The organism is Streptomyces sp. NPDC001617 (assembly GCF_053596855.1).
In genome coordinates this window covers 45,632-66,894 of sequence record NZ_JBSFHA010000059.1, presented here as the reverse complement: position 1 = coordinate 66,894, position 21,263 = coordinate 45,632, and the positions used below count along the sequence as shown (strand labels likewise).

Sequence of the window (21,263 nt, the reverse complement as noted above, 5' to 3'; positions counted from 1 at the left end):
TCGGTCACCGCGACGTCGCGCATGTTGTCGCCGAAGCGGGCCAGGCGCAGGGTGCGCGAGGTGTGGCGGCCGACGGCGGCACGGGCCCAGGCGGCGATCCGCCCGATCACACGAGGGTCGGTGGCGTGACCGGCGACGATCTTCCGGTCGACGCCGACGCGGGACTCGATGTGCCCGAACTCCCGGTCGCCGTGGGCCGCTTGGTTGAGGTTCATGAAGTCCATGTCGATGCTGGACCAGGGCAGCGACAGGTTGTACTGGGTGTGCAGGTGCAGCAGGGGCCGGTCCAGGGCGCTGAGTCCGGCGATCCACATCTTGGCGGGTGAGAAGGTGTGCATCCACACGATCACGCCCACGCAGGCGTCGGAGGAGCTTGCCTCCTGGCACAGCCGGCGGATCGCGTCGGCGTCGGTGAGGACCGGTTTCCACACGATTCGAAGCGGGATCGGGTCGGCCGAGTCGAGTCTTTCGGCGATCTGCCGGGCCTGATGGGCGACCTGTTCGAGCACGTCGTCGCCGTAGAGTCCCTGGCTTCCGGTGAGGAACCAGATCTCCTGGCCGGCGGACGGGTTTTCGGGTGTGGGCATGGCGCGTTCCTTTCCAATGGAGCAGCGGGGCAGCGGAGCGTTGTGCGGGCGGAAGGGGCGGGGTCGCTCAGGCGGACGCTTCGGCGCGGATGCGGCGCAGACGGTGCATGACCTCGTTGGCGCCGCGGCCGAAGTAGTCATGCAGGAGCCGGTACTCGGCGTACAGGCGGTCGTAGGCCGCGGCCCGTTCCGGGTCCGGCCGGTACACGCCCCGGTCGGCCTTGCCCATGGACCGGGCGGCGGCCTGGATGTCGGGGTACGCCCCCGCCGCGACCGCTGCGTGCATCGCCGCGCCGAGGGCGGGACCCTGGGTGGAGCCGATGACGCCGAGGGGGCGGCGGGTGACGTCGGCGTAGATCTGCATCAGCAGGGCGTTCTTCGTCAGACCGCCCGCGATGATCAGCTCTTCGACCGGTACGCCGGACGTCTCGAACGCCTCGATGATGGTGCGGGTGCCGAAGGCGGTGGCTTCGAGGAGCGCTCGGTAGACGTCTTCCGGCCGGGTCGACAGCGTCAGGCCCGCCACCATGCCGCTCAGCTCGTGGTCGACCAGCACGGAACGGTTGCCGCTGTGCCAGTCCAGCGCGATCAGCCCGTGCTCGCCCACTTCCTGCCCGGCCGCGAGAGCGGTCAGGTGCTCGTGCGGGTTCCGGCCGAGCGCGGCGGCCTCCTCGGCGTACGACGCCGGGAATCCGGTGCGCACGAACCAGCCGAAGATGTCGCCGACGCCACTCTGCCCGGCCTCGTAGCCCCACAGGCCCGGCAGGATGCCGCCGTCGACGACACCGCACATGCCCGGGACCGTGCCCTGCTGGTCGGAGCTCATCACATGGCAGGTCGACGTGCCCATGATGGCCACCATCTGGCCCGGCTCCACCGCGCCGGCCGCGGGCGCCGTCACATGGGCGTCGACGTTGCCCACACACACCGCGATGCCTTCCGGCAGTCCCGTCCAGGCCGCCGCCTCGGCCGTCAGACGCCCGGCCAGGGCACCCAGCTCACCGATGGGGTGCTCGAGTTTCTCGGTCACGAAGTCGGCGAAGGCGGGGTTCAGAGCCGCGAGGTAGTCCGACGAGGGGTAAGAGCCGTCTTGGAACTGGCCCTTGTACCCGGCGGTGCAGGCGTTGCGGACGTAGGCGCCGCACAACTGCCAGACGATCCAGTCCGCCGCCTCCAGCCACCGCTCGGTCCGGCGGTAGATCTCCGGGTCCTCCTCCAGGACCTGCAGCGCCTTGGCGAACTCCCATTCCGAGGAGATCTTCCCGCCGTACCGGCCCAGCCATGGCTCCTTGCGCTCGTCGGCCAGTGTCGTGATGCGGTCGGCCTGCGCCTGGGCGGCATGGTGCTTCCACAACTTGACGTAGGCGTGCGGACGGCCCGTGTACTCGGGCAGTTCGCACAGCGGCGTGCCGTCCGCGAGCACCGGCAGCACCGTGCAGGCGGTGAAGTCCGTGCCGACGCCGATGACCTGCTCGGCCGCCACACCGGCGGCTGCGAGCGCCGCCGGCACCGCGTGGCGCAGGACGTCGACGTAGTCCGACGGCACCTGCAGGGCCCAGTCCGGGGGCAGTCGGGTGCCGTCCGGCAGCTCCCGGTCGAGGACCGCGTGCCGGTACTCGTGCTCGGCCGTCCCCAGCTCGGCGCCGTCGCGCACCCGGACCACCACGGCCCGGCCGGACAGCGTCCCGAAGTCGACTCCCACGACGCAGGGTTCCAGGTCCCCGGCCGTCTCCTGTCCGGCGTCCATCATCAGCCTCCTCCTTGCGTGTTCGATATATCGACCACTGTTCGACGTTTCGTCGAGGTTAAGATAGCGCCCTCCTGCGTCCGCGTCAGCAGGGGGCGGCCGACGTACTAACTGCGGCTTCGGCCGAAATACCTGGCGCGCGCCCGGTCCAGCAGGATGGCGACGCCGAGGACCGCCCCCTGCACCACCTGCTGGTCGTACGGGCTGACCTTGAGTGCGAGCAGGCCGTTGGTGATGAACTCCAGCAGGATCGCGCCTGCCGCGATGCCGGCGATACGGCCCTCCCCGCCGGAGAGCGACATCCCGCCGACCACCGCGGCGGCGATCGCGGTCAGTTCCCAGCCGGCGCCGACGGAAGGGTCGGCCACGTTCATGCGGCCGATCACCAGGACGCCGACCAGACCGGCGAGGGCGGCGCCGGCGATGTAGGTGGAGGTGATCCGGCGGGCGGTCGGGATGCCGGCGAGCCGGGCGGCCTCCTTGTTGCCGTCGACCGCGTAGATCTGGCGGCCCACATAGGTGCGTTCCAGCACGAACCAGGAGACGGCGGCCGCGCCTACGAAGAACAGTGCGGGGACCGGGACTTCGCCGATGTAGTACTGGCTCAGGGGCGAGCCCACGGCCGGTGAGGCGGTGGGCGCATCGGGGATGACTGGATGGCGGCCTTGTCCGCCGGCTCTGTCGATGGCGTGCCGGGGTCAGGGAGGCGGGCCTGGATGGTCGGTGGTGATCCAGTCGGGGTGCCCTGGCGGGCGAGCGGTCGGCTGTCGCTGAGGGGAAGCCGATCGTGGTGACCGTGGGGGAGGCGGTGCGGTCGGCGCTACGGAGGTGCCTGACCGTGGGTCAGAGCTGGGGGCCTGCGGGTGGGAAGGCGGATCACTTCTCTTGCTTCGCAGCCCAACTGACCTGGGTAGAACGGTCGTTCGGTGTGCGGCGCTCAGGCGTGAGGGCCTTGGTGACCGGGGGTGGTGCGGCGGCCGGATGGCCGGCGATCACGCTAACTGCATGCGGCCCGTGGCGGAGTTCCTTTCTCTGGGCATGCCGGTGGTGCGGGCGGGGCGATGCCGGTCAGTGGCGGGGGCGGGTGGCGGAGGTGCGCACCACGAGACTGGGCGGGATGACGATGTGGGGTGTCTCGCCGGATGCCGGGATTCCGGCGTCGGGATCGCCGACGATCTCGATCAGCGCCCGCAGGGCCCGGCGGCCGAGTTCGTCGAAGTCCTGGCGGACGCTGGTCAGTGACGGGCCGAAGTATTCGGTCTCCGGCATGTCGTCGAAACCGACGACGCTGATGTCCTCGGGTACTCGGTGCCCGGCCTGTTGCAGGGCTCGCAGCAGGCCGAGGGCCATGTGGTCGTTGGCGCAGAACACCGCGGTGACCTCGGGGTCGGCGGCGATCCGTTGACCGAGCTCGAATCCGGTGCCGGCCGTCCAGTCGGTGCCGGTCAGCGGTTCGGTCACCGGAGCGCCCCGCTTTTCCAGGGTGTTGCGCCATCCGGCCTCGCGCTCCTGCGCGTCGAGCCAGGAACGCGGCCCGACCAGGTGGTGCACCGTGCGATGGCCGAGGTCGAGCAGATAGGAGGTGGCGAGTTCGGCACCCGCCTCGTTGTCCACGGCGACCGACGCCAGCGCGGTGTGGGTGCCGCAGCCGACCGCGACCAGGGGCACGTCCGCCGGCGCGTTCGCCAGTGCGCCGACCGCGGCGGTCTGCGGCGCGATGACGATGATCCCCTCGACGCCCTGGGCCCGAAGCCGGTCGACGGCATCCAGGACCGAACGCCGGTCGAGCGTGCCGACGGCGGCCACGGTGACGAAGTACTCGTGTTCTCTGGCCGCCTGCTCGATGCCGTAGAGCATGCAAGCCGGGCCGTACAGCGTGGTGTTGAAGCTGATCACACCCAGGGTGCGGGTGCGGCGGGTCGCCAGGGTGCGGGCGGCGGCGTTGGGGCGGTAGCCGAGTTCACGGACGGCGGCGAGCACACGGTCCCGGGTGGCCGGGCGCACGTTCGGGTGGTCGTTGAGGACCCGTGAGACGGTCTGGTGCGAGACGCCCGCGACCCGGGCCACATCCGCCATCACCGGTGCACGATCCGCTTCCATGCTCCACCTCCTCACGCATCATCGCGTATCCGATCCGGCGCCGTCTCCGAGGGGAGGCGGCGCGCCGTGGGGAATTGTTAGCGCACACATTCTGAGGGGGTTCAAGGCGCCCAAACTGCTCTCGTGCGGAATTCTTAAGGGAGTTGGCAGGCCCCGGAGCCCCACTGACCTGCCCTTCTGCCCTCTCTGGCGCAACGGGAGCGTTGCCGAACGGGCCGCAGGACCAAAGGAGTTCATGACCTTTGTTGCCACACTCTTGACTGTTCAAGAGTGTTGACCGCCTGTTCATCCCGGCGTAAAAAGGCGGAGTTACGAGACCGGTCGATCATCGTCAACCGGGCAAGAACGGTGCAGAACCACGCCCCGGCCCGGCTCCAACAGGAGTGGCCGACAGGCCGAACGCACCCCCGTCCCCCTATGGCTCGGATGAATGGCGGCATCCGCGGCCTCCAATTGTTAGCGCTCACAATTCCGCTGCTGAGTGGGTCGACGTCCCCCTTGCTCCCTGCGCACGCGGCGCCGGGTCAGAGAAGACCGCACGACGGAAGAGGTTCACAGTGATAGCCAGACATCTGAGCAAAGGGCTCCGGCTGAGGGTGGTGGGCGCGGTCCTCGCGCTGCTCGCCGGCGTCCTGGCCGCGGCCATCGGCACCGCGGGCACGGCCCAGGCCGCCAGCTCCCTGCCGTGCGACATCTACGCCGCCGCGGGAACCCCCTGCGCCGCGGCGCACAGCACCACGCGGGCGCTCTACGCCTCGTACAGCGGCTCTCTCTACCAGGTCAAGCGAGCCTCGGACTCCGCCACCACGAACATCGGCGTGCTCAGCGCCGGCGGCTACGCCAACGCCGCGGCGCAGGACTCCTTCTGCTCAGGGACCACCTGCATCATCACCAAGATCTACGACCAGAGCTCGAACCACAACGACCTGACCATCGAGGGCCCGGGCGGCAACGGCGGACAGGACGTCGGCGCCATCGCCAACGCCCTGCCGGTCACGGTCGGCGGCCACGCGGCGTACGGCGTCTTCGTCTCCGCCGGTGTCGGCTACCGCGACAACAGCACCACGGGCATCGCCACCGGCAGTTCCCCCGAAGGGGCGTACATGGTGACCAGCGGCCACCACGTCAACAACCGCTGCTGCTTCGACTACGGAAACGCCGAGACGTCCGGCAACGACACCGGCAACGGCCACATGGACGCGATCAACTTCGGCACCGAGTGCTGGTTCTCGTGCACCGGCTCCGGCCCCTGGGTCGAGGCGGACCTGGAGAACGGTCTGTTCTTCGGCGCGAACGGCGCCTACTCGGGCAACACCGGCATCTCCAGCGAGTACGTCACCGCCATGGAGAAGAACAACGGCACATCGGCCTACGCCATCAAGGGCGGCAACGCCCAGTCGGGTTCGCTGAGCACCTTCTACAACGGGGCCCTGCCCACCACCAGCGGATACAACCCGATGCACAAGGAAGGTGCCATCGTCCTCGGCACCGGCGGTGACAACAGCAACGGGTCCGACGGCTCCTTCTTCGAAGGCGTCATGACCTCCGGCTACCCGTCCGACGCCACCGACAACGCCGTACAGGCCAACGTCACCTCCGTCGCCTACACCACCCCGACCGCGAGCTTCCCCGTCGCCGGCACCGCGTACCGCCTGACCAACACCAACTCCGGCAAGGTCCTGGACGCGGTGAACTGCGGTACGGGCAACGGCACTTCGATCGATCTGTGGTCCTCGCTCGGCAACACCTGCCAGCAGTGGAAGTTCGCCAGCGCCGGCAACGGCCACTACACGATCACCAACGTCAACAGCGGCACGGTCCTGGACGACAAGAACTGCGGGCAGAGCAACGGCACGGCCGTCCAGCTGTGGGCCTCACTCGGCAACACCTGCCAGCAGTGGGACGTCACCAAGGTCGGCAGCCACTACACCATCTCCAACGTCAACACCGGCATGACGCTGGACGTCACGAACTGCGGAACGGCCAACGGCACCGTGGTGCGCCAGTGGCAGCAGCTCGACAACGCCTGCCAGCGGTGGGACATCGCCCCCTGACCGAACGACCGAACGACCGAACGACCGAGTCGCCGACGGCCCGCCGAATCTCCCCACGGCGGGCCGCCGGCCCGTTCTGCCAGGTCCTGTGTGCCGGCCCGAGCAGGCCGTGAGTTCTTCCGGTGCGCGGTGGCTCTGCCGGCGCGGGAGCCCTCGGACAACACCGTGCGGTGAGCGGGTCTTTGGGAGCTTCCCTTCGGCCGAGGGAGGCGCGCCGCAGGCTGTGCCGAAGGCGAGGGGACGGACACATATGCCGTCGGCGCGGCGAAGACCGAGCGGTGGACGGGCCCCGTCCGTGCCGTACGGCATCCAGGCCGCCCCTGCCACCTCGGTTGTATCCTCCCGCACCATTGTGTTGCGCCATGTGCCCCTTTACTGTTCGGCTTTGCCTGAGTCTGTTTGACTCTGATTGCTCAGGCGGTATGGAGGCCGCGGTGCGGGGTAATTGGATCGGTTCAGAAGGCGAGAGACCCGGTCACCACCGGTGGTGGAGGGCGGTCCTCGCGACGGCAGCGACTCTCGCCCTGGCCACGGGCATGACCACGCCCGCCGCGGCGCGGGACGCCGACGGGCAGGCACCCGCCGCCGCGTCCGCCGCAAGTCCGGGGGCGCACACGGTGAGTCTCGACGGATACTCGTTCCTCGTCGACGGCAAGCGCACCTACCTGTGGTCCGGCGAGTTCCACTACTTCCGGCTCCCGAGCCAGGACCTGTGGCGCGACATCTTCCAGAAGATGAAGGCCGCCGGGTTCAACTCCACCTCGCTGTACTTCGACTGGGGATACCACTCGCCGAAGCCGGGCGTGTACGACTTCAGCGGCGTACGTGACGTCGACAAGCTGCTCGACATGGCACAGGAGGCCGGCCTCTACGTCATCGCGCGCCCGGCGCCGTACATCAACGCGGAGGTCGACAGCGGCGGCCTGCCCGGCTGGCTGACCACCAAGGCCGGGAAGAACCGCAGTGACGACCCGCAGTTCCTGAAGTACGCGGACGAGTGGCTGACTCAGATCGACCGGATCATCGCCCGCCACCAGCTGACCAACGGCACCGGGTCGGTCATCGCCTACCAGGTCGAGAACGAGTACTACAACGGCTCGGCCGGCGGCCGCTCCTACATGAAGCACCTGGAGGACAAGGCCCGCGCCGACGGCATCACGGTGCCACTGACCGGCAACAACAACGGCACCTTCAACTCCGGTACCGGTGCCCTGGACGTCGACGGTCCGGACTCCTACCCGCAGGGCTTCGACTGCTCGAACCCCTCGAAGTGGAACGGCGTCCCCGACATCAGCTACGACCACCCGGACGGCAAGCCGCTGTACTCGCCGGAGTTCCAGGGCGGCGCCTTCGACCCCTGGGGCGGGCCGGGTTACGACAAGTGCGCCCAGCTGATCAACGACCAGTTCGCCAACGTGTTCTACAAGCAGAACATAGCCGTCGGCACGACCGCACAGAGCTTCTACATGACCTACGGCGGCACCAACTGGGGCTGGCTGAGCATGCCGCAGAACTACACGTCGTACGACTATGGGGCCGCGATCCGCGAGACCCGCCAGCTCGATCCGAAGTACTACGAGGACAAGTTGATCGGGTACTTCACGCAGTCGGTCGCCCCGCTGACCAAGACCGAGGCGATCAGGGCCACGCCGCCGGACGACTCCGCGGTCGTCGACACCGCCCGGATGAACCCCGACACCAAGACGCAGTTCCATGTCCTGCGGCACGGCAACTCCACGTCCACGGCGGTCGACACGACGCATATCTCGCTGGACTTCAACGCCCAGCCGTCCGCGGACACCACCTACACCTGGGACGACCCCGACTCCGCGCTGCAGTACAGCGGTTCGTGGTCGCACGTGGCCAACACGAGCTACACCGGCGGCGATTACAAACACACCGAGTCGTTCTCCAACAAGGCCGGTGACTCCCTCACCGTCCCCTTCGACGGCACCGCGATCCGCTGGATCGGCTCGAAGACCAACAACCACGGCTACGCCGACGTCTACCTCGACGGCACCAAGGTGTCCACGGTCGACGACTCCGGCGGCGAGAGCCAGGCGGTGATCTTCCAGAAGACAGGCCTGACACCCGGGGCCCACATGCTGAAGATCGTCGTCGCCGGGAGCCACAGCTCGGGATCCACGGACAACTACGTGGCCATCGACGCCATCGACGTGCCCACAGGCGCAGCCGCCGCGGAGCCGACCTACCCGGTCGTGCCCCAGCAGCCGGGCACCTCGATCACGCTCGACGGACGCGACTCACACGTCATCGTGGCCAACTACCCGCTCGGCGACTCGCAGTTGCAGTACTCGACGTCGGAGATCATGACCGACGCGACCATCGGCGACCGGGACGTCGCCGTCCTCTACGGCGACCCGGGCAGCGACGGCGAGACCGTCCTTCGCTACTCCTCCAAGCCCACCGTGACCACCAGCGGCGGCACGGCCACCACCACCTGGGACGCGGCCACCGGCGACCTGCGGCTCAACTACACCCACAAGGGCCTGATCCGCATCAACATCACTGGTGGCGGAAAGCGCCCGCTCCTCCTGCTCGTCGGCGACAAGGCGACGGCGGAGACCTTCTGGCGCCAGGACACGGCGAGCGGCCCGGTGCTCGTGCGCGGCACCCACCTGCTGCGGACGGCGACCAGCCTCAACGACGACCGCACCGTGGCGCTCACCGGTGACAACGCCGACGACAAGAACATCGAGGTGTTCACCTCCGCCGGCCACATCACCTGGAACGGCAGGGCATTGCACACCCAGGCCACGGACATCGGAAGCCTCACCGGCAAGATCCCGGTGGCCGCCCCCGTACACCTGCCGACGCTGACCAACTGGAAGCACGCCCAGGAATCCCCCGAAGCGGCCCCCGGCTTCGACGACTCCAGCTGGCAGGTGGCCGACAAGACGACCACCAACAGCGTCTCCGGCGTCAACTCGCTGCCCGTGCTCTACGCGGACGACTACGGCTTCCACACCGGCAACACGTGGTACCGCGGCCGCTTCCGCGCCGGCGGCAAGGAGACCGGCATCCACCTGGTCTCGGACTCCGGCGGAGATGCGCAGGCCTTCTCCGCCTGGCTCAACGGCACCTTCCTGGGCAGCTCCACCACAGGCAGCGCCGACTTCACCTTCCCGGCCGGCGCGGTCAAGTCCAAGGGCGACAACGTCATCTCCGTGCTCACCGTGAACATGGGGCACGAGGAGGACTACAACTCGACCAACGGCAACAAGACCGCACGCGGCCTGACCAGCGCCTCCCTCACCGGAGCACCCCTGACCTCGGTCACCTGGCGGGTGCAGGGCGTACGAGGCGGCGAGGATCTGCAGGACACGGTGCGCGGTCCGCTCTCCACGGGCGGCCTGTACGGCGAGCGGGCCGGCTGGTCCCTGCCGGGCTACCCGGACGGCAAGTGGGACCGGGTAACCCTGCCGACGACCGACACCCGTCCCGGCGTCTCCTGGTACCGCACCGACGCCAACCTGGACCTGCCGCACGGCCAGGACACCTCGCTGGGGCTGACGTTCACCGACGACCCGTCACGCAAGTACCGCGCCACGATCTTCGTGAACGGCTGGCAGGTCGGCAACTACGTCAACTACCTCGGCCCGCAGCACACCTTCCCCGTCCCCGACGGAATCCTGAACCCGAACGGCCACAACAGCATCGCCATCGCCGTGTGGAACCTCGACGGCAGCACCGGCGGGCTCGGCCAGGTCTCGCTCACCGACTACGGCAGCTATGCCTCGTCCCTGCGCGTCGCGCAGAACGACAGCCCGCGCTACGACCACCGGAAGTACGCGATGCCGAAGCGTCCGGGAGCGGATTTCACCCTGGACGTGCCGGACACCGCTCAGCCGGAACAGGCCTTCACGGCACAGGCAACGGTGCAGGTGCCGAAGGACCGACCGTCCGCCTCCCGACTGACGGCCACGCTCGCCGCGCCCGACGGCTGGAGCGTGAGCGCCACCAGCCCCACCTCCGTCAAGCACCTGAGCCCCGGCGGAACGGCCACCTTCACGTGGAAGGTCCAGCCACCGGCCGGGAACCTGCCATCCGCCTCGGCGCTGACCGCCACGGTGCACTACCTGCAGAACGGACGGCAGGCTGCCAGTGGCGACGAGCGCATCATCGGCGGGATCCCGCCCGCTCCGCCGGCCGGGAAGAGCGCGGTGAGCGACCTGCCGTTCCTGTCGTCCACCAACGGGTGGGGCCCGGTGGAGCGCGACAGCAGCGTCGGCGAGCAGGCGGCCGGCGACGGCCGCGCGATCACTGTCGCCGGCGTCACCTACGCCAAGGGACTGGGCACCAACTCGGTCAGCGACGTCGATCTCTACCTCGCCGGCAACTGCTCTCGACTGACGGCGGACGTCGGCGTGGACGACGAGACAGGCGGCGCCGGAACCGTGACGTTCTCCGTGATCGCCGACGGCAAGACCTTGGTGACCACACCGACCATCCGCGGCAAACAGGCCGCGGTGCCGATCGACGTCGACGTCAGCGGCGCCCAGGTCGTCGACCTGAAGGTGGGTGACGCGGGCGACGGCAACGGCAACGACCACGGCGACTGGGCGACACCGACACTGACCTGCGGCTAGGGCCCGTCTACAAACGGATTCCGCCCGAGCAGCAACGGGGCCGGACAGACCGTCGCCTCTTCATCAGCGGGTCCGGGGTTCGAGTCCCTGACGGCGCGCCATCTGCGAGCTGGGCGTTCTCCCCTCGGGGAGGGCGCCCTTGGGGTCGGACTCCGCCTTGCGGTACTCGTCTCCTGGCTCCGTGAACCCGCCCATGACCATGGCTCGGAAACTCCACGGCGGGCGGTTGGGGTGTGGAGGGCGCCGGCGTCTTGCGGCTCATTGAACCGGCCGGCCCCGTAGTCGAGTCGTTTCGCGGTCTCGACAAGCGGCGCCAAGGGGTCTCGCTCCGCGTGCCGCCCTCCGAACCATTGACTGCAGCCCTTCCAGGCACTGAGGCGGCAAAGCCATCTCTCGATGGCGAGGACCGCAGGCTCTGCCCTGGCAGGGGCCGGGGCACGCTGATGCCCCGGCAGGTCGCGCCACAAACTCGCCATGGAGCGTCACTCCTTCCGCCACACTCCCGTCGCCGCGGAACTGGTCCCTCTGCAGGCGCCGGGACACTCGCCACGCTCATCAATTCCGCCTCACGGCCGACCGCCGCCCGGGGCACAGCAGCCGTCTACCCCGCACCGGCCGCGCAGCCCAGCTCCCGCAGCCGTCAGGGCTGACCCACCCATAGCCAGGACCGACGCTCAGCCGGACCGATCGGCACCGGGCGCCGCCACGGCCGCGCGTTTCCATCGGCCCATGTCTGTCTTGGAGTTCACGGTCACCTGACGCCCGATCACGGGCGGGGCGGTGAGAGTCGTCCACTGCGGATCTGGCCAGCCCGGCAGTGTCCGCCCCCTGGCCAGCCATTCGACGACCAGGGCGGCGTAGATCGGCGGGTTCATCCTGTGCAGACCAGCGAGGCCGACGTATGCCTCGGGGCACTCCTCATGGCCCAAGAGACGCCCCGTCGTGGTGGAGGTGCTGTTCATGCCGCTGCAACGCGACGGGGCACGCCGGTGGTACGCCTACGGTCGCCGATGCACCCCGTTCGAGTGAGCGCGCCTCCCTCGATCAGGGCCATGTACGTGTCGGACAAGACGCGGAGTGGCAGTCGCCCTCGCGCTGCCAGCACCGCCCGACCTCGTGCGGGCGGCTCGTGACTTCGCCATTTGAGGGCTGCCGGCGAGTGCTGCTCCAGCAGGCTCCGGACGATGCTGCCTGAACCTACTGTCCTCACGGCTGAGTAGTTTTCCGACAGCTTGCGCTTCACCGACAACCAGATGCCGGGGTGCCGGGGTGCTGGCTCCCCCTCGCATCCTGTTTTCCGTCCGCCGCCCTGGGTATGGATCGCGACGTCAATAAGATCATCGGGCTCTACGGGTTCAACCTGAGCGGCGGGAGCGCCCAACCGGCCGCTCCAGGAGGGGGGTTCGGTGGAGCAGGAGGCCGTGACCCTTCAGTGGGATCGGGCGCACTCACAGATCGGGCAGTACATGTCCCGGCCTGATGCGACGCTCCCAGGAACCCTCGCGGTGCGTGCCCGATCGACACCCGACCACCCGGCGTTCCGCTTCCTCCCGGAAGGGACGAGCGACCGCGTCGAATCGTGGACCTATCAGGATCTGAAGCGACACTCCGACGCCGTGGCGGCGCGGTTGAGGTCCGGGGGACACAGCGGCGACCGCGTGGTGCTGGCCGGCCGGCCCGGACTGCCGTTCGTGGCGGGGCTGATGGGCATACTCCAGGCCGGCGCGACGGCCGTCCCCGCCTATCCGCCGACCAACCGGCGGGCCCTGACCCGACTGCGTTCGATCCTGGCCGACTGCGCGCCCGGGGCGATCCTGGCCGACTCCCGCCATGAGCGGCGGTTCGCGGCGATGGCGGCCGACGGGGAGATGCTGCCGCCGCTGATCCCGCTGGACGCCGAACCTCCCGCGAAACCCCCCGCCGCGCGTGCCTCGACGGCGAACGACGATCCGGTACGGCCGACCGGCACAGCGCTGATCCAGTACTCGTCCGGCTCCACGGGCGACCCGAAAGGCGTGGAACTGACCCACGCCAACCTGATGAGCAACTGCCACGCCATCGGCCGGCTCATCGGCACGGAGGACGATCGCGTCGGGTTGAGCTGGTTACCGCCGTATCACGACATGGGGCTCATCGGGACCATCATGCTGGCGCTGCACGGCGGTTGGCCATTGCTGATGATGACGCCGGAGCACTTCGTCCAGCAGCCGGCCCGCTGGCTCCGGGCGATCACCGACCACCGGGTGACCATCACCGTCGCCCCGAACTTCGCCTTCCAGCTCTGCGCCGACACCGTGGAGGAAGAGGATCTGACCGGCGTCGACCTGTCGTCACTCCGGCACGTCTTCTGCGGGTCCGAGCCGGTCGTACTCGACACCCTGAACGCCTTCCGGGAACGCTTCGAGCCGCGGGGCTACCGGGAGAAGACACTGATCCCGTGTTACGGACTCGCCGAGGCCACGCTGCTCGTGACGGCCAAGGCGCCCGGGACGGCCGTCAGTGTCGCGTGGGCGGACCCGCGGGAGCTGTCGCGCGGCCGGGTGGTGGGCGGGGCGGGCGACGCGGTGCCCCTCGTCGGTTGCGGGGTCCCGGGGGAGGGCTATGAGCTGCTGGTCGTCGATGCGGACTCCGGCCGAGTGCTGGCCGACGGCGAGGTCGGGGAGATCTGGGTACGTGGGCCGGGTGTCGCCGCCGGCTATCACCGCAAACCCGGGCCCTCCGGCAGGGTGTTCGGCGCGAGGCCCGCTGACCGCGCCGGTCCCGACAGGTATCTGCGGACCGGTGACCTCGGTTGTCTGCGTGACGGCGAACTGTTCGTCACCGGCCGGATGAGCGGTCTGCTCGTGGTGGCCGGCCGGAACCTCTACCCGCAGGACATCGAGCGCACGGTCGACCGCGCCCACCCGTCCGTGCACCGGTCGGTCGCCTTCGCCGTCCCGGGTTCGCCCGAGGAACAGGTCATGGTCGTCGCCGAGGTCCGCGACAGCCGCCGGACCCGGGCCGAACTCGACGCCTTACGCGGCAGTCTGCTGGCGTCGGTGGCCGCCGACCACGGCGTCCGCCCGGCCGACGTGCACCTCGTTCGGGTCGGCACCATCCCGATGACGACCAGCGGGAAGCTCCGCCGGGCGGCCGCGCGGGCGGCGTTTCTGGAGCGCACCTTGGGCCGGGCTCTCGTGCCCTCCGACCTCTCCGGGGAGCCGGGCCATGAACACTGAAGCCGACGCCGCTCAGGCCGGTGCCGCTCAGGCCAGTGCCGCTGAAGCAAACGCCTCTGGAGCCGGCGCCACTGAAGCCGACGCCTCTGGAGCCAGTGCGGCTGAAGCCATTTCCGCGCCACCGAGGGATCGCTCCGCGCTCGTGCTCGCCTGCGCCACGGTCGGCGGATCCACGGTCGGTTTCGCGGCAGCGATCGTCTTCACCGTCCACCACGGCTGGTCCTGGCTGCACTTCGGCCTGTTCGTGGGCATGTACCTCGTCACCTCACTGGGTGTCGAGGGCGGGCTGCACCGGTTCTTCTCCCACCGCTCGTTCTCCGCCGGCCCGGTGCTGACGTTCCTGTGGGGCGTCGCGGGCAGTATGGCGGCACAGGGGCCGATCCTGTTCTGGGTGTCGGTGCACCGCAAGCACCATGCCTTCGCCGACCGGGACGGCGATCCGCACTCACCGCGCCCGCGGGGTCAGGGGCGGTTGGGGGTCCTGCGCGGGCTGTGGCACGGCCATGTCGGCTGGCTGTTCACCGTACGGCGGGAGGGCTGGGCCAAGTTCGTCCCGGACCTCCTGCGCAACCGCCATGTCCACACGGTCGACCGCTACTACGTCTGGTGGATCGCCCTCGGGCTGGCCCTGCCGGCGGCGGTGGGCTGGGCGGCGACAGGCCGGCCGGTGGACGCGCTCGGCGGACTGCTGTGGGGCGGGTTCGCCCGCATCTTCGTCCTCGACCATGTCACCTGGACGGTCAACTCCCTGGGACACACGCTGGGCCGCCGCCCTTACGAGACCAGGGACTCCAGTCAGAACCTCGCCGTGCTCGCGCCGGTCTCGGTGGGCGGGTCCTGGCACAACAACCACCACGCGCAGCCGTCGCTGGCGCACAACCGGCACCGCTTCTGGCAGATCGACGTCACCGGTGCGGTCATCAGTCTCCTGGACCGAGCCGGACTGGTGTCCGAGGTCCGCTATCCCGGGCGTATGACCGAAGCCCGGAAGGCCTGAGAGAGGGAAACCCCACCATGTCGGCTCTCAGCGCCCCGGAGGGCATCGTCCGGCTCGACCCGAGGAGCCTGCGGATCAAGAGGTTCTCCGCACTGACCACCATGACCCTTCCGCTCATCGGCACCGCCGCCGCCGTATACCTACTGGTGACCGGGCAGTTCACGGCAACCGATGTGGTCCTGTTCTTCCTGTTCTACGGCGTCCACCTGGGCGGAGTCACCATCGGGCTGCACCGCTACCTCGCCCACAGGGCGTTTCGGACCTCGCCGTGGTTCCAGGACGTCCTGATGGCAGCCGGTTCGATGGCCGCGCAGGGGCCGCTGCTGTTCTGGGTGGCGACCCATCGGCGCCATCACCGGTTCGCCGATCGCGAGGGCGACCCCCACTCGCCCAACCTGCACGGCACGGGCTTCAAGGCCCGTATGCGCGGCCTGTGGTACGCGCACATGCCCTGGATGCTCAGCGACGAGTCGTCGAAGTGGTCCGTCTACGCGCCGGACCTCCTGCGTGAGCGGCGCCTGATCCTGCACCACCGCCTCTACCCGCTGTGGGTGACAGCCGGCCTCGTCCTCCCTGCCGCGATCGGCTTCGCCGTCGGGCACACGGCCATGTCCGCCTTCTCCGGCCTCGTCTTCGGCGGTCTCGCCCGGATCTTCGTCGCCAACCAGGCCGCGTGGTGCGTGGGATCCGTCTGCCACGCCTTCGGCAGCAGGCCGTTCGACAACGGGGACAAGAGCACCAACAACTGGTGGGTCGCCGTCCTCACCTTCGGTGAGGGCCTCCAGAACAACCACCACGCCTTTCCCGGGTCCTACCGTCATGCCACCCGGTGGTGGGAGCCCGACCTGAGCGGCTGGCTGCTGAACGTCCTCGGCAGGCTGCACATCGTCTGGAACCTGCACGAGCCCTCAGCCGCACGCATCGCCCGGAAACGAACAGGAGCTCACCGTGTTTCGCCGTAACAAGAACGAGCGCACCTCCGACGGCCCGGTCACCGAGGAGACCGTCCGCGCGTGGATGGTCGACTACCTGGTCGACAAACTGGACGTCGACTCCTCCGAGGTCGACACCTCCCGGTCCTTCGAGGACTACGGACTCGACTCCCGCACCGGAATCCAGATGTGCGGCAAGCTGGAGAAATTCGTCGAACTCCGCCTGTCGCCCGCCCTGTTGTACGAGTACGGGTCCATCGACGCCGTGGCCGCCCATCTCGGCCGACGGCTCGCCGAGGAGAGCACGCGCTGAGAGCGGGGGACACCATGGCCACGAGCGGCATACCGACCAGCCCGGACCGGCGGTTCGAGGAGTTCCTGGACAAGGTGCGGGCGTTGGAAGGCCGGCACCTCACGCAGTCCATCCCCCGCGAGTACTTCACCCCGCGCACGGCCCGCGGGGTGCTCGGGCTCGCGGTGAGCCTCGCCCTCTACGCGGGGGCGATCGCCGGAGTGGTGTTCTCCCCGTCCTGGCTGCTCGACATCCCGCTGTGGTTCGTGGCCGGCCTGGGCGGCTGGGGCATGCACTGCATCGCGCACGACTGCGGACACGGCTCGTTCTCCCGCTCACGACGTCTGAACACCGCTGTCGGAAGCTTCGCCCTGCTGCCGCTGCTGTACCCGTACCACTCCTGGCGCCATGTGCACAACTTGCACCATTCCCATACCAACAACCTCGAACTCGACACCGACTGGCGGCCGTTGCCCCCGGCCGCCTACCAGCGACTCTCGCCCCTCGCGAAAGCCGTCTACGCGGGCACCCGCACCTGGGCCTTCTGGGGAGGCACCGTCCGCTACTGGTTCGTGTCGGGTTTTCGGCCGGGTTACTTCCCCAAGCGGTCGATGCGCCGCGACGTGTGGCGGTCCATCGCCGTCACCGGGCCCGTCGCCGTCGTAGGCCTGTCGGCGCTCATCGCATTCACCGGCGTACGGGGCCTGCTGTACTACTTCGTCCTGCCCTGGCTGATGACCCACCTGTGGTTCAGCGCCACGACACTCATGCACCACAGCGCCGCCGACGTCCCCTTCCTGACCTCGCAGCACTGGACACGCAACGCCGGCAGGCTGCTTCTCACCACGGACTACACGTATCCGAGGGCGCTGTCGTTCCTGACCCACAACATCTCCGTCCACACCGCCCACCACGTGGCTCCGGCGATCCCGTTCTACAACCTCCCCCAGGCGCAGCTCGCCCTGAAGGCAGCCCATCCCGGAATGGTCCGGGAGGAGCGCCTCAGGCTCGCCCGGCTGTGGTGGATCCTGCGGAACCTGCACCTGTACGACACGGAGGCGGGGTTCTACACCGGCTTCCAGGCGGCGAAGAAGCCCTGAAAGACGCCTTGTTGGAGGCAACGTCATGCCAGCGACAGACCACCGGCTGACCGAGCCGGCCATGGGCCCGGCCGAGGCCCTCTCAGAACTCTTCACCCCGGCCGGCAAACACAACCCCTACCCCCTGTACGACGCGCTGTGGGAACTCGGCCCGGTCATCCCCCTGGGCCCCTCCGGGACACTCGTCCTCGGCTACGACGAGATCTGCACCGCCCTGCGGGACCCGCGTTTCCTGGTCACCGACGCCGACGTGCACCGGACGACCGGCATGATCGACCACTCGTCCTGGCAGTGCTTCACAAAGATCATGATGTTCAGCAACTCGCCCGACCATGAGCGCATGCGCCGCTTCGCCGGCTGGGCCTACGCGCCCCGCCAGATCGCCGAGCGCCGGCACCTGGCGGCCAAGGCCGCCGAGCGGTGGACGGCCCGACTCGCCACCCTCGCCGACGACGGCCCGCTCGACCTGGTCGAGGCATTCGCCATCCGCGTGCCGATCACCGTCACCGGAGAACTGCTCGGCATCCCCGAGGCGGACCGGATGGCACTGCGCACCGCCATCACCGCGACCACGACCGCGTTCGAGCCCGTCTTCGACCCCGGCGAACTGCTGCCCGCCGACACCGGGATGGACGTCCTGGTCGACTACCTCGACGACCTGGTGCGAGAACGCCGACGCCGGCCGGGCGACGACCTGGTCAGCGTGATGGTACGAGACCGGGATGCGGACGGGGCACTGAGCGAGGAGGAACTGGTCGCCAGCCTGGTGATGTTCCTCATCGCAGGTGTGCAGAGCCCCAGCGACCTGATCGGCAACACGGTGCGCCTGGCGCTGAACCACCCTGCCGAAGCCCGGGAGTTGACCGCCGACGACGACCTCGTCGCCGCCTTCGTCACCGAGACCCTGCGCCACGACCCACCGAACCACGTGCTGACACGCGCCGCCCGCACGGACATCGACTTCCACGGCCACCGAGTCGCCGCAGGCACCAGGGCACTGCTGGTCCTGGCCGCCGCCAACCGCGACCCCCGCCGCTTCACCGACCCCGCCGTGTTCGACATCGCCCGCAAGGACAACCGGCCCCTCTCCTTCGGCCTGGGCCCGCACTACTGCCTGGGCGCCGCCTTCGCCAGAATGCAGGTCGAAGTCGCCGTCCCCATCCTGCTCCGACGCTTCCCCCACCTGGCTCTCGCCGCCCCGCCCACCTTCCGGGACCAGCTGGTGACACGGGGTTTCGCCCGTATGGAGGTGACGCTGGGCGCGGCTTGATCGGACGTCGGGGGGAACCGCCCGGTCGCTCTCCTCCTGGCGAACGATTCCGGACATGTGCCACTGCCGTCACGGGGCGGGTTCCGGGTCGTGCGCGGACGGCTGATCTCGGTCCCGGGTTGTACACCTTTGGGGCGATTGCCGCGGGGTGTGCGATGCGCTTGCATCCCTGCGGTGCCCTTGGCGCGGGGCCGAGGGGAAGACGGTTTCTCGGGGGAAACATGTCCAGAGCCACCAGAGCCACCAGAGCCACCAGAGCCGCGAGGGCGGCGGGCTGTGCCGTGCTGGTGACGTTGCTGTCCATGGTGACGGCGGCGGACGCGGAGGCCGCCGCGTCGACGGTGCCGGTCGAACGCGTCAGCGTCGCCGCCGACGGCACCCAGGGCGACGGCGATTCACTGGCCCCGTCGGCGAGCGCCGACGGCCGGCACATCGCTTTCGAGTCCGACGCGACCAACCTCGCACCGGGCGACACCAACGGACTGCGCGACGTCTTCGTCAAGGACGCCCACACCGGGCGTATCGTGCGGGTCACCGCCCAGAGCGCGGGCGCCCCCGTCGACGCCGAGGCGTATCAACCGTCCCTGAGCGCCGACGGCCGCTATGTGGCGTTCACGGCGGAGTGGCCGTACCGCGTGCACAGCGGCCCGCCCGGACGTCAGTCCGACGTCTACGTCCGCGATCTGCGCACCGGCCGCACCACGAAGGTGAATCTGGGCCTCGAAGAGGGGTTCGGCATCGTCTCGCGCGACCCGTCGATCAGCGCCGACGGACGGTACGTGGCCTTCGTGGCCGGCGCCCTGCCCTGGTTCCCGGCCAGCCTGCACGGCGATGTGCACGTGTACCTGCGCGACGTGAGGACCGGCACCACGCGGCGGGTGAGCGCCGAGCCCGGCCCGGACGGCGACCGTGAGGCCTTCGGGCCGCACATCGCCCCCGACGGGAGCGCGGTCGCCTACTCGACGAACACGCCCCACGTGTCCGGTCCGCCCATCCAGTACGTCTATGCGTGGCGGCGGGCCACCGGACGGGCCGAGCGTGTCGACGTCACCTACGACGGCAGCCGCCCGTCGAAGCCCTCACAGCTCGTCGGCATCGCCTCCCACGGCAGATACGTCCTGTTCAATTCTCCGTCGGACCGGATGGTCCCCGGATCCCGCCACGTCGGCGGCTACCTCCGCGACCTCGTGCGGGGGAGCACACGCACCGTGGACGCCCCGGACGACCCGAGCGCGCTGACGCGGACGGTCGCGGTCGTGGACCAGGCGGGCGACTACGTCCTCGCCACGGGGCACCACGAGTACCTGCGCCAGGCACGTACGGGTCGCACACGCTCCCTTCTGGCCGACGACACCGGCATGAACGCCGTCGTGTTCGACCGGCGCGCGTCCACAGCGGTGTTCGAGTCCTTCCAGGCCGACTGGGTGCCGGGGGACACCAATGTGCGAGGAGACATCTTCCTCGCACGGCTGTGAGTGTGGCTGTCCGGATGCGTCGGCCTGGTGAGGGCCGACGCACGTCGCGAACTCGGGCTGACGGTCAGTTCGTATAGACGGCGGGGGAGCCGCTGACGCTGCTGTCGACCACGGGGGCGTAGGCGGCCGTGAAGTAGCCGTTGGCCGCGCACAGCCCCGACCCGGAGACCTTGGCGAACGCCTGGTTGGAGAAGGTGAGGCTGTTGGCGCTGTTGGAGCTCACCGCCGAGAGACTGGGCGCCTGGTAGACGCAGGTGACGGAGCCCAGCAGGGTGGAGAGCACGACCGTGGTCTGGATGGTGCCGCCCGAGGCCGGGGTCACCGCGACGGAACCGTCGGAGGCGGCGGACGTGGTGTAGGGCAGGCCGTTGACGGTGATGCTGCGCACCCCGGTGACGCCGAAGACGTTGCTGGTGCAGCCGCTGAACGTCTGGGAGGTCGCGGACTCGGTGGCGGTGCCCGGGGCGGCCGGGTTGTCCGTCACGGTGGCGGAGAGCGTCGAGCCGGTGCAGGTGATGCCGGAGGTGCCGCCGCTGCTGGTGGCGAGGGTGGCCTTGGTGCCGCTCGCCAGGGAACCGGTGAGAACGTCTCCGACGGAGACAGCGGTGCCGCCGGCACTGCCGTAGGTGAGTACGGCGCCGTCCGCGGAGGCGGCGGTGGCGGGGAGGAACGTCAGGGCCGTCAGAGCGGCGGTGGCGGCTATGGCGGCGACGGTGTGTCTGCGCATGGCAGGTCCTCTGGTGCTGGGGGGTGGCGAAAGCGGGCGGGTCGCTGCACCGCCACAGGGAAGCGGAGGCAGCGACCCGCGTATAGCCGCTCCCCTGGGGAACGGCGGACCGGTGCGGGTGACTCACCCGGCGTCAGGGACGCGGGTGTACTTG

14 protein-coding genes and 1 pseudogene are annotated in these 21,263 nt (G+C 69.5%); 9 read left to right on the top strand and 6 right to left on the bottom strand.

What is annotated here, in order from left to right; all coding sequences use genetic code 11:
* From ACWC09_RS35085 to ACWC09_RS35070, 4 genes and pseudogenes are all read right to left on the bottom strand, one after another.
* Positions 1-587, bottom strand: a pseudogene (locus ACWC09_RS35085) (L-arabinose isomerase); the annotation flags it as partial.
* A gap of 67 nt (positions 588-654) precedes the next feature.
* Positions 655-2,334, bottom strand: a complete 1,680-nt coding sequence (gene araB / locus ACWC09_RS35080) for a ribulokinase (RefSeq protein ID WP_450854978.1) — start codon at positions 2,332-2,334, stop codon at positions 655-657.
* A 107-nt stretch (positions 2,335-2,441) separates the two neighbouring features.
* On the bottom strand, positions 2,442-2,954 hold the full coding sequence (locus ACWC09_RS35075; RefSeq protein WP_450854974.1) for an ABC transporter permease: 513 nt from the start codon (positions 2,952-2,954) through the stop codon (positions 2,442-2,444).
* Positions 2,955-3,402: 448 nt separating this feature from the next.
* Positions 3,403-4,434, bottom strand: a complete 1,032-nt coding sequence (locus tag ACWC09_RS35070) for a LacI family DNA-binding transcriptional regulator (RefSeq protein WP_450854973.1) — start codon at positions 4,432-4,434, stop codon at positions 3,403-3,405.
* Between the two features lie 557 nt (positions 4,435-4,991).
* Here ACWC09_RS35070 and ACWC09_RS35065 point away from each other — a divergent pair.
* Positions 4,992-6,488, top strand: a complete 1,497-nt coding sequence (locus ACWC09_RS35065; protein ID WP_450854972.1) for an arabinofuranosidase catalytic domain-containing protein — start codon at positions 4,992-4,994, stop codon at positions 6,486-6,488.
* A gap of 536 nt (positions 6,489-7,024) precedes the next feature.
* Positions 7,025-11,098, top strand: a complete 4,074-nt coding sequence (locus ACWC09_RS35060; protein ID WP_450854971.1) for a beta-galactosidase — start codon at positions 7,025-7,027, stop codon at positions 11,096-11,098.
* Between the two features lie 674 nt (positions 11,099-11,772).
* Here ACWC09_RS35060 and ACWC09_RS35055 read toward each other — a convergent pair.
* Entirely contained in the window at positions 11,773-12,060 is a 288-nt protein-coding gene (locus ACWC09_RS35055; RefSeq protein ID WP_450854970.1) for a hypothetical protein, read from the bottom strand.
* Between the two features lie 543 nt (positions 12,061-12,603).
* Here ACWC09_RS35055 and ACWC09_RS35050 point away from each other — a divergent pair.
* The 7 genes from ACWC09_RS35050 to ACWC09_RS35020 all read left to right on the top strand — a co-directional run bounded on the left by ACWC09_RS35050 (position 12,604) and on the right by ACWC09_RS35020 (position 20,382).
* A complete protein-coding gene (locus tag ACWC09_RS35050) occupies positions 12,604-14,316 on the top strand; it encodes a fatty acyl-AMP ligase (RefSeq protein WP_450854969.1) in 1,713 nt (570 codons plus the stop codon).
* 142 nt (positions 14,317-14,458) lie between these two features.
* Entirely contained in the window at positions 14,459-15,313 is an 855-nt protein-coding gene (locus ACWC09_RS35045; RefSeq protein WP_450854968.1) for an acyl-CoA desaturase, read from the top strand.
* Positions 15,314-15,330: 17 nt separating this feature from the next.
* Complete coding sequence (locus ACWC09_RS35040; protein ID WP_450854967.1) at positions 15,331-16,275, top strand: acyl-CoA desaturase; 945 nt, start codon at positions 15,331-15,333, stop codon at positions 16,273-16,275.
* Positions 16,262-16,558, top strand: coding sequence for an acyl carrier protein (locus tag ACWC09_RS35035; RefSeq protein ID WP_450854966.1), 297 nt, complete (start codon positions 16,262-16,264; stop codon positions 16,556-16,558). The genes ACWC09_RS35040 and ACWC09_RS35035 overlap by 14 nt, the downstream gene beginning before the upstream one ends.
* 14 nt (positions 16,559-16,572) lie before the next feature.
* Entirely contained in the window at positions 16,573-17,637 is a 1,065-nt protein-coding gene (locus ACWC09_RS35030) for a fatty acid desaturase (protein ID WP_450854965.1), read from the top strand.
* Positions 17,638-17,662: 25 nt separating this feature from the next.
* Positions 17,663-18,907 (top strand): cytochrome P450, encoded by a 1,245-nt coding sequence (locus ACWC09_RS35025; RefSeq protein ID WP_450854964.1) that lies wholly within the window; start codon positions 17,663-17,665, stop codon positions 18,905-18,907.
* A 221-nt stretch (positions 18,908-19,128) separates the two neighbouring features.
* Positions 19,129-20,382 (top strand): TolB family protein, encoded by a 1,254-nt coding sequence (locus tag ACWC09_RS35020; RefSeq protein WP_450854963.1) that lies wholly within the window; start codon positions 19,129-19,131, stop codon positions 20,380-20,382.
* Positions 20,383-20,446: 64 nt separating this feature from the next.
* Here ACWC09_RS35020 and ACWC09_RS35015 read toward each other — a convergent pair whose 3' ends face one another.
* A complete protein-coding gene (locus ACWC09_RS35015) occupies positions 20,447-21,109 on the bottom strand; it encodes a Tat pathway signal sequence domain protein (protein ID WP_450854962.1) in 663 nt (220 codons plus the stop codon).
* Between the last annotated feature and the right edge of the window lie 154 nt (positions 21,110-21,263).